Origin of the sequence: Flavobacterium oncorhynchi, assembly GCF_002217355.1 — a bacterium.
Classification (GTDB): domain Bacteria; phylum Bacteroidota; class Bacteroidia; order Flavobacteriales; family Flavobacteriaceae; genus Flavobacterium; species Flavobacterium oncorhynchi.
This window is the reverse complement of sequence record NZ_MUHA01000048.1, coordinates 1-8,364: the sequence shown is the minus strand read 5'-3', so window position 1 is coordinate 8,364 and position 8,364 is coordinate 1. Positions and strand designations below refer to the sequence as shown.

General features: G+C 29.7%; 6 protein-coding genes. 2 read left to right on the top strand and 4 right to left on the bottom strand.

Annotation, left to right across the window (positions count from 1 at the left end; all coding sequences use genetic code 11):
* The first annotated feature begins 414 nt into the window (after positions 1-414).
* Positions 415-1,326, top strand: coding sequence for a PorP/SprF family type IX secretion system membrane protein (locus B0A75_RS20315; protein WP_089056088.1), 912 nt, complete (start codon positions 415-417; stop codon positions 1,324-1,326).
* 20 nt (positions 1,327-1,346) lie between these two features.
* Positions 1,347-3,326: an OmpA family protein gene (locus tag B0A75_RS20310; RefSeq protein ID WP_089056087.1), complete on the top strand. Its 1,980-nt coding sequence runs from the start codon at positions 1,347-1,349 to the stop codon at positions 3,324-3,326.
* Positions 3,327-3,413: 87 nt separating this feature from the next.
* Here B0A75_RS20310 and B0A75_RS20305 read toward each other — a convergent pair whose 3' ends face one another.
* The 4 genes from B0A75_RS20305 to B0A75_RS20290 form a co-directional block, all read right to left on the bottom strand.
* The gene (locus B0A75_RS20305; protein ID WP_089056086.1) at positions 3,414-4,406 is read right to left on the bottom strand and encodes a helix-turn-helix domain-containing protein; all 993 of its coding nucleotides are present in this window, start codon (positions 4,404-4,406) and stop codon (positions 3,414-3,416) included.
* Between the two features lie 59 nt (positions 4,407-4,465).
* On the bottom strand, positions 4,466-5,446 hold the full coding sequence (locus B0A75_RS20300; RefSeq protein WP_089056085.1) for a helix-turn-helix transcriptional regulator: 981 nt from the start codon (positions 5,444-5,446) through the stop codon (positions 4,466-4,468).
* A 296-nt stretch (positions 5,447-5,742) separates the two neighbouring features.
* Positions 5,743-7,077: a sigma-54-dependent transcriptional regulator gene (locus tag B0A75_RS20295; RefSeq protein ID WP_089056084.1), complete on the bottom strand. Its 1,335-nt coding sequence runs from the start codon at positions 7,075-7,077 to the stop codon at positions 5,743-5,745.
* A 5-nt stretch (positions 7,078-7,082) separates the two neighbouring features.
* Positions 7,083-8,177, bottom strand: coding sequence for a sensor histidine kinase (locus B0A75_RS20290; protein WP_089056083.1), 1,095 nt, complete (start codon positions 8,175-8,177; stop codon positions 7,083-7,085).
* Positions 8,178-8,364 lie beyond the last annotated feature (187 nt).

Genomic DNA, 8,364 nt, shown 5'->3' with positions numbered 1-8,364 from the left:
GTCCTGTTTTTGTATATTAAATTCTATTTCAACAACTTCAGAGTTATAAATTCTATTAAAATTTTAAGTTCGGTGAAGTTATCAAAGTTAACCATATAAAAATACAAGAGGTAAAAGCAATTTTATCAAAACCATATTCTATAAAAGAATCAATTTAAAATCTATTACTGACAGTCGGTAGTTTAAAAATTACATTCAATTATCAATGATAAACTACAAATCACTAAATATCAACAATCTGCTATACAGATATTTGGGCGGTTTTAAGGCAGGGTAGGGAGAATTGTCTTAATCTGTTACATTAAAAACTTTTACTAGTAAAATTATTTACATAATAGAGAGAATTTTGTAACGTAATATTTACTATAAAATTATAAAAGAGCTATTAAATAATAATTAAAATTAATTTATGTAATGAAAAATATTTTTTACACAGTAATGATATTGTTAATAGGAATTTGGGATGCCTCGGCTCAACAGGAATCTCAATATACACAGTACATGTACAATACAATGACTTTTAATCCGGGATATACAGGATCAAGAGAAGTTTTAAGTGCTATGGCTTTATACAGAACACAATGGATCGGTCTTGATGGAGCTCCAAAAACAATGAACTTTTCTGTTCAATCACCTTTGGGGGGTCATAGCGGTTTAGGATTAAATGTGGTAAGTGATAAAATTGGCCCAGCAACAACAACAGGTGCAACGGTTAATTATTCCTATACTATTTTAGGAAGTACAGATATAAAGTATTCATTTGGTGTTTCCGGAGGTTTCACCAACTTTGATGTTGATTACACTAGATTGAATACTCAAAATCCTGATCCATATTTGTCAGGTCAGATATCGCAGTTTTCTCCAAATGTAGGAGCAGGATTTTATGTACACTCTTACAATTGGTATGTAGGATTATCAGTTCCACAGCTCTTAAAAACTTCTTTTTATGACGATGTTAAGGCAACTACTTATTCTGAAAAATCCCATTTTTATTTAATGGGAGGTTATGTATTTGATCTTAATCCATATCTAAAATTTAAACCTGCTGCATTAGTAAAAGCAACTCCAGGTGCACCAGTTGCAGTTGATGTTTCTGCAAACTTTTTGTTTAGTGATAAATTTACTATTGGAGCAGCTTATCGCTGGGATACTGCTGTAAGCGGATTGGCAGGTTTTCAAGTAACAAATGGCATTCAAGTAGGCTATGCATATGATTATGATACTAATAATATTGGAAATTATAATTCTGGATCTCATGAAGTTTTTTTGAGATTTGACTTGATTAGTAAATCAAAAACAAGATTAGTTACGCCAAGATTTTTCTAACAACTATAATATATACTATAATGATTTATAAAAACTCAAATTTTATTTTTGTTTTCCTAATAGCTTGTATTCTAAGTATTGGTAAGATAAATGCTCAGGATAAAAATGTTAAAAAAGCAAATGATGCCTATGATAAGTTTGCTTTTATAAAAGCAATTAAATTGTATGAGAACCAGATTAGTAAAGGGAATAATTCGATAGAGTTATATCAAAAACTAGGAGATTCGTACTATTACAATGGTAACTATGCAGAAGCAGAAAAATGCTATTCTAAAGTAGTAGGTTTGTCAGATAATATTAGTCCGGAGTATTATTTTAGATATGCACAAACACTGAACAATTCTCAAAAATATAATGAAGCAGAGGCAGTAATAAAAAATTACTACAAACATTCGGGGAAAAAAGACCTTAGTACAGATTGGAATGAAATAAAGCTCTTAGAAAGTATTAAGAAACAATCTGGAAGGTATACTTTTAAACCTGTTGATATTAATACTCCATCTTCAGATTTTGGAGGTTCGTTTTTTGGTGCAAATAAAGTTGTTTATACTTCGGCCAGAGATACAGGGGGAGTTTTGAAGCGTAAACACAGCTGGAATGAAAAATCATTCTTAAAATTATATCAGGCTGATATCACAGCTGATGGAGGATTACAAAAACCAGTTTTGTTGAAAGGAGATATAAATACAGAATATCATCAAAGCACACCAGCAATTACTAAAGATGGTAAAACAATGTTTTTTACTAGAAACAATTATATTGATGGAAAATTAGGTGAAGACAAAAAGGGAACTACTTATTTGAAAATTTATTCTGCTCAAAATATTAATGGAAAGTGGAAAAATGTAAAAGAATTGGCGTTTCCTGTAAATAGTGATCGGTTTTCATCAGCACACCCAGCTTTAAGTCCCGATGAAACAGAACTTTTCTTTGTGTCTGATAGAAACAATGCTTTTGGTAATTCTGATTTATATGTCGTAAGTTTAAGAAAAGGCGGTTTTGTTGGAAATGATGTTACCAGATTGAGTGATGAAATAAATACTTTAGGCAGAGAAACTTATCCGTTTATGGATGCATCAGGGATTTTATATTTTTCTTCTGACGGCCATCCGGGATTAGGCGGTTTGGATGTATTTGCTGCAATGAAAGATGCCGCAGGGGTATATCATGTAGTAAATTTAGGTGATGGAGTGAACAGCACTTCTGATGACTTTGCGTATGCAATTAATGGAAAAACTAAAATGGGATATTTCTCTTCTGACAGGGATGGAAATGATAATATCTATAGTTTCACTGAAAATCGTCCAGTAGCTTTTGATTTTAATATAAGTCCTATTATTTTTGGTACATTAAAGTTTACTTCAGGCGGGCCAATTGAAGATGCAGCTGTTGAAATCTATAATTCTGAAGATGAATTAATAAAAACAGTTTATACAGATAAACAAGGAAAATATACGGCAGAGCTTATGCCTTTTATTGATTATAAAATAATTTATAAAAAGGTTGGAATGACAGAAAACATTCAAATAGCACCAATGTTTAAACCATTAGAAAAAAGAGAATATTCGTTTGATTTTTTAAACGAAATGGAAGTAGTTGTTGATAATCAAACAAAAATAATGGCACCTGGGAATAATTTAAATGATGTATTGAATTTAAAACCTATTTATTTTGATTATAAAGGCTATAAAATACGAGAGTCTTCAAAAGCAGAACTTGATAAAGTTGTAGAGGTATTGTTAATTCGTCCAAGTATCACATTGCAGGTAAATTCGTATACTGATAGTAGAGGCCGCGATGAATTTAATATGACCTTATCTGAAAATAGAGCTAAAGCTACTGTTGACTACATTGTAAAACATGGTATTCCTGCAAATCGTGTTTCAGGTAAAGGATATGGAGAAACTAATATACTAAATAAATGTACCAATGGTGTGTCGTGTACAGAAGCAGAGCATCAATTAAACAGACGTTCTGACTTTATTATAAACGTAAAATAAAGTACAAGGATAATAAAAAAATTTATAAATAAAATGCCCTCAAAAGTAAGATATATTTTGGGGGCATTTTTTATTGAATTTGATTTTTTATTTTATTTTTTTTACAAAATCCTCACTAAGTTTTTTATTAAAATACTTATAGTATTGAGAAGAAAAATAACTTAACTTACTGTAATTGAATTCATAGAGGGTTTCAGTTAGAGAATTGTAGTTTCCACTGCGCACCAGCTTTTGGGCATATTTCATTTTTTCGTTGATAAAGAAATAATTTGGTGTAATATTCATGTTGCTTTTAAAAAGAGCTTTATATTTAGATTCTGACATTCCAGCCATAGCTGCTAAAAAAGTGAGAGAAGGAAAAGGACCGGATAAATTATCAAGAAGATATTGTTTAGTTTTATAAATTGCTTGATCTTCTGCGTTGGTTGCAATGTTAGTTTTGTGCTCCGCATCATAGAATTTACTAAAAAAATTCCCAAGCATCTTTAATGATATACCTTTTAAAAAAGAATCAAAAGACAAATCATTTATTGATTTACTTTTTAATGACTTAAGCAATAAAGTACTGTTACTGTCAATATGACCATAGTGATAAAAACTGGAGTTAGATTTTTCGTAAGATTTGTTTTCATGTAGTTTTACGGAATATTTTGCAATAAAATCATTTAAAAGACTTTTATCAACAAGTATTCTTAAAGCAAATGTTCGTTCATGGATGTTGGGCTTAAAGGAGCTTGCAATTTGGTTATCAATAATAGCGAGATCTAATTTATCAAAAGAACCAATTTCATAGTTCTCATTATTAATATTTATAAGATTTACATGTTCACTAAGGTCATAGTGAAAAATATATAACTCATTTTCAGAAGGTTCTCTGCATATTTTTAGAGGAGTGTTTAGGACTACATCCATAAAAACAGTAGAAATACCTGGTGTTATAGGTGTAAAATATAAACATCCATTGCCAATTTTTTCTGGAAAATGTATTGTTTTGTCATTTATTACTGTTGTTTCAACTTGTTCAGCCAATTTGTGAAGCCATTCTGGCGTTAAACTATAAAAATGAAATATTTTCTTCATAGATAAATTTTTATTTTTAAATGCAGTATTAAAATTAAACTTATTTACTTGACTATATTTTATAACTGTTGTACATACGCTTTTGGAGAAAGGCCAAAATGTTCTTTAAATTTTGATGCGAAATAAGAATTATGGGTAAAATGTAATTGGTCTGAAATTTGAGAAATAGTTAATTGCTTTGTTTCTAGTAAATCTTTGGCAAGCAGTAATTTACTTTCCATAAAATAAGAACTGGGAGTCTGGCTGGTTATTTTACTAAAAAGAGCTTTAAATTTTGATTCAGACATATTGGCTTTTTCTGATAGAAACTTAATGCTTGGAAAATGCTCTTTAATATTTTGATTTAGATACATTTGTATTGAAATGATAGCAGCTAAATCTAATTGATTAACTCTTTGGATAATTAGACGTTTGCTGGCTATTTTTTTTAGATAATTTGCAATGAGCATATGAACTGTGCCAATAAGATGAAGGTTGAAAATCGGTCCGCCTATATCTTTTTTTCTTAAGTCAGCTAATAAATTATAGCTGTCACTACTCATCCTGTCAAATCGAATCATTGTATTTTTTTCAGGGTCAATAACCTCATTAATATTTGTTATTTTTAAATGATTTTTTAGTACAAATTCCTTTATGGTATTCTTTTTTATAAATATACATAAAGCGTATGTTTTACTTCCTGCAGTTACATGGTAATCAGATTTTAGTGAACCATCGATTACAGATAAATTATACTGCCATTTGGAGACATTGTATAGAAAGTTATGAATAGAAATCGTAGCATTACCTTCCGTAAGATTGTAGTAAAATGCGACAAAATCATCATTTAAATTTTTTTGTATTAGATGAAGGTCTTTTTTATACTCTACATCAATATAATAGGCAATGATTCCATCTCCGCAATCCAGAAAGTATCTGGTGCCAATTTGTATATCTTCAGGTACTATTATAAAATTGTCTTCTATTTCCCCCCCAAATTGCTTAGCCAAATCTACTGTCCAGTTTAGATTGGCATCATAGTAATGCTCTATTGTTTTCACCTGAAGAATTGTTTGTTTTGATAAAGTTAATATTTTTTTTGTTAATTAATTGATTTTTAAGTGTTTTTGGACTGTAGGGAGGTAACAATAGACGCAGGGTGGTAAGATTCTGCTTTTATTATTTTGTAATATAAATCTTATATTGATATTAGTTTGTCTTATAGTAGACAAAAGATATGCCTAATATTCTTATTTTTGCTTAGTAATTGAGAGTCAATTGTTTATTTTTTACTTCAAATTTTAGGTTTATTTTTTGCATTGGAAAATTTCCTAGGTATGGGAATAATTACTCATTTTTAATTTGCTAATTTTTGATTTAAAGTTTTTCTATCAATTTGCAGAATTTTTGCCGCTTTTGTTTTATTGTTTCCTACAGCATTTAATGTTCTCAAAATCTGCTCTTTTTCAAATTCTTTCAACGATTTCAGTGATTCCGTTTTTTCAGATAAATGATACTTTAGATGTTCAGGTATATTTTCGACTGATATTATAGTATCACTCATAATAATCATTCTTTGAATAATGTTTTCAAGTTCTCTAATATTGCCTGGCCATTTATAGCGGAGTAAAATTTCGGAAGCTTTGCTGTCAATTGAAGTTTCAAGTTTGTTGTATTCAATGCAGTATTTTGTAATAAAATATTTGGCAAGCGGTAAGATGTCTTCTTTTCTGTCTCTAAGTGGTGTTGTCTTTATGTTTACGACATTTAGACGATAATAGAGATCTTCTCTAAAAGTCCCTTTTGAAATCATTTGAGATAGATTATTATTAGTTGCGGCTATTATTCTGATATCTATTTTTTCGGTTACTGTTGAACCTATTTTGGTTATCTCTTTTTCTTGTAAAACTTTTAAAAGTCTTGTTTGTACTGTCATCGGAGCATTGCCAATTTCATCTAAGAATATGGTTCCTTTATGTGCAGCTTGAAATAAGCCAATTCTAGATTCTGCAGCTCCTGTAAATGCGCCTTTCGCATGACCAAATAATTCTGACTCTATAAGACTTTCGGGAATTCCACCACAATTAATTGTTATAAACGGCATTTTGGCTCGCGAGCCTTGAAAATGAATTGCTCTTGCAATTAATTCTTTGCTTGTACCACTTTCTCCTTCAATTAATACGTTGACTGTGTTGTTTTTAATACGTTGTATAGTATTAATTAATTTCTTGAATTGTTCAGAATGTCCAATTATTCCACCATAACTGTTTTCTTCAAATAAAGAAAGTTCAAATTCAGAGGATAGTATTTGATTGTTTTTTGTTTTTAAGAGTGAGTTTTCAATTGCTTCGTAAAATTCATCAGCGGTAAAAGGCTTGGATAGATAATCTAATGCACCAGATTTTAAAGCACTGACAGCATTAGCAATAGAGGGCATTCCGGTTATAACTAATTTTGGAAGCGTTGGAAAGTGTTCTGCAGCATATTTTAATAACTCTATACCATTAAGTTCGGGCATATATAAATCTGTAACCAACAAATCAATAGAGTTGTGTTTTAGAACTTCAATTGCTTCTATAACAGATGAGGCTTTATAAGTAAGGTAATTTCGCTTTGCTAAATAGCGTTGAATTAGATCAAGTATTTCATAGCAGTCATCTACAATTAGTATTTTTTCTTTTCGTAAAGTCATGGTCTTTATTGAGTTAAAGGTAATTTTATTGTAAAAATGGTTCCTTGAGGAAAATTGTCTTTGATAATTATTTCACCATTATGAATTTTGACTATTCGTGAGACCATTGTTAATCCTATACCACACCCTTCATTTGCAGCTTTTGTTGTGAAAAAAGGTTCAAATACTTTTGATTTGATATTTTCATGTATACCTAGACCTTGATCCTCGATGATGACAAATAAATATTGAAGATCATTTTCAATTGTAGTTTTTAGGGTACTTTTTTCTGGAGATGCGTCGAGAGCATTTATTAATAAGTTTAGTAAAGCTTGAGTTAGTTGTATAGAATCTACATTTATATAATCAATTGTGTTTTTAAATATTAATTCGTTTTTAATTTCTTTTCTTTGGAAATTTTGCTTTAAAAGTGATACAGCAAAGTTTACCATTGATTTAATTTTTTGTTTTTCAAAATGATATGGAACATCGCTGCTGAATGACAAGATTTTGTTTATGATTTTACGACTGTAAATTGCAGAGTTTATAATTGTTGAAATATCCACATCAATTTCAGGGTCAGTATTATTAAGCTTGATCAACTCGGCATATCCAAGAATATTAGCCAAAGGGTTGTTGAGTTCATGTGCGATACCGGCAGTCATTTCGCTCAGTATTGACAAACGATTCATATGTTCGATGGTGCTTATCAACTGATTCTTTTTTTCTAAAATTTGAAATTTTTCTAAATAACTTCCAATTTCAAATGCAATTGCATTGAGGAGTTTTTGTTCTTCATCAAGAAAATGACTGTTATTGTATTTGTTTTTAGGGTAATGTGCTTTTATGAAGCCTGAATTTGCTTCCAGAATAGTTATATCACTGATTTGAAAAACACTATGTTTGGGTAATTTTGATGTACTTAAAATAAAATCTTGAATTTGAACTTCGATAACTATATCTTCACTATACATGTAGGCTTTTTTTACACTTAGAATTATTTTTTGAAGAATCTTTTTTTCAGCACGATCTGCTTGTGCAATTGTTGATGAAATTTCAAGAAGACATGTTAGTTCTTTAACCCGTTCCTTAAGTGTTTTTTCAGTTAATTCAGACTTCATTTTGTAAGAAATAGGTTTTTTTTTAAGTTTGAGATTTCGGCAAAAGTAATTATTTTTTTGAGGTAGAGATATTAAATATGTTATTTCTTTAACTATTTGAAAATAAAATAAATATGGTTTTTAATTATGACTTATTATGATGTTTTTTTAACTTATACAGGCTATTTTATAACTTGTTTTGTACGAT